At 63.4% G+C, this 1,471-nt stretch carries 2 protein-coding genes; both read left to right on the forward strand.

What is annotated here, in order from left to right; all coding sequences use genetic code 11:
- Nucleotides 1-618, forward strand: a 618-nt coding sequence (locus CO671_RS33020) for a Gfo/Idh/MocA family oxidoreductase (protein WP_245425054.1), incomplete at its 5' end; no start/stop codon positions are given.
- 11 nt (nucleotides 619-629) lie between these two features.
- On the forward strand, nucleotides 630-1,471 hold an 842-nt coding region (locus CO671_RS33025), incomplete at its 3' end, for a sugar phosphate isomerase/epimerase family protein (protein ID WP_097609246.1).

The following is a 1,471-nucleotide window of genomic DNA, read 5'->3' on the forward strand; positions in this document are numbered from 1 at the left end:
TCCGGCACGCTTGGCGACATCGGCACCCATGTGATCGATGCCGCACGCCTGCTCGTCGGTGAATTCGAGCAGGTGAACGCCATCGTCAAGACCTTCATCCCTGAACGCCCGCTGCCGGCCGGCCGCTTCTTCGGTCCGAGCGGGGCGGCCTCCTCGGAAAAGGGCAAGGTCGACGTCGACGACACCGCGCTGACGATGATCAAGTTTGCAGGCGGGGCGCACGGCACGATCGAAGTGACGCGCAATTCCTGGGGCCATCATAACCAGCTCGGCTTCGAGATCCACGGGACCCGCGGCTCGATCGCCTTCGACTACCAGCGCCTCAACGAACTGCGGGTCGCCTTTGCCGACGATCCGGCCGACGCCTTCGGCTTCCGCACCATCTATTCCGGCCCGAACCAGCCCTTCGGCGACAAGCTGTGGCCGGTGGCCGGCATGGGGCAGGGCTACATCGATATCAAATCGATCGAATGGTACAACTTCCTGCAGGCCATCGCCGACAACAAGCCGGCTTCACCCGACTTCCGGGATGGCGTGCAGATCGAGCGCATCGCCGAAGCCATTCTCGTCTCCGGGCAGAACGGCGCCTGGGAAACCATCAAGCAATCCGCCGCCTGAGGGAGCCTTCGATGACGATCAAGCTCGCAATGCACACCTGGCCCTATGCAAGCAACCCGACATGGCTGCCGGCCTATACGCTTGAGGAAACCATCCGCCGCGTCAAGAAGATCGGCTATGACGCCATCGAGATCGGCGCCGCCAGCCCGCATGTCTTTCCGCCGACGCTGAGCCCGCAACGGCGCAAGGATCTCGGCCGGATGCTGAAGGACTACGAGCTCGAACTGGCCGCCATGCTGCCGGCCCATGGCGGCGGCCCCGGCAACAACGTCGCCTCGCCGATCCCGGAAGAGCGCCGCTGGGCGATCGACCATTACAAGGACATGGTCCAGCTCACCGCCGACTGGGGCGGCAAGCGGCTGATCTGCCTGCCGGGCTGGTATATCTTCGGCACCACCTACCGTCAGGCATGGGACTGGGCGGCTCAGGCGATCGGCGAAATCGCCCGCTTCGCCCAGGACTTCGGCGTCGAGATCGTCATCGAGCCCACCCCGGAAGACAGCAACATCGTCAATACCTGCGACAACACCATCGACATGATGAAGGATGTCGGCGAGCCGAACGTGCGCCTGATGTTCGACAGCCATCACGTCATCACTCAAAAGGAAGTGATGAGCGACTACGTCTATGCCATGGGCAAGGACCTCGTCCATATCCACGCCTCCGACAACAACCGCCTGCCGCCGGGCATGGGAAGGGGAGACTTTCCGGCCCTCATCGACGCCCTCGCCGAAACCGGCTTCGACGGATACCTCTCCATGGAGTGCGGATTCCACCAGCGCGGCATCGAACCGGACTGGGTCGCTCGCGTCTGCCTTGAATACCTCAAACCTATCGTCGATGCCGCGAACGC

The sequence above is a fragment of the Rhizobium sp. M10 genome (assembly GCF_002531955.1).
Classification (GTDB): Bacteria; Pseudomonadota; Alphaproteobacteria; order Rhizobiales; family Rhizobiaceae; genus Rhizobium; species Rhizobium etli_C.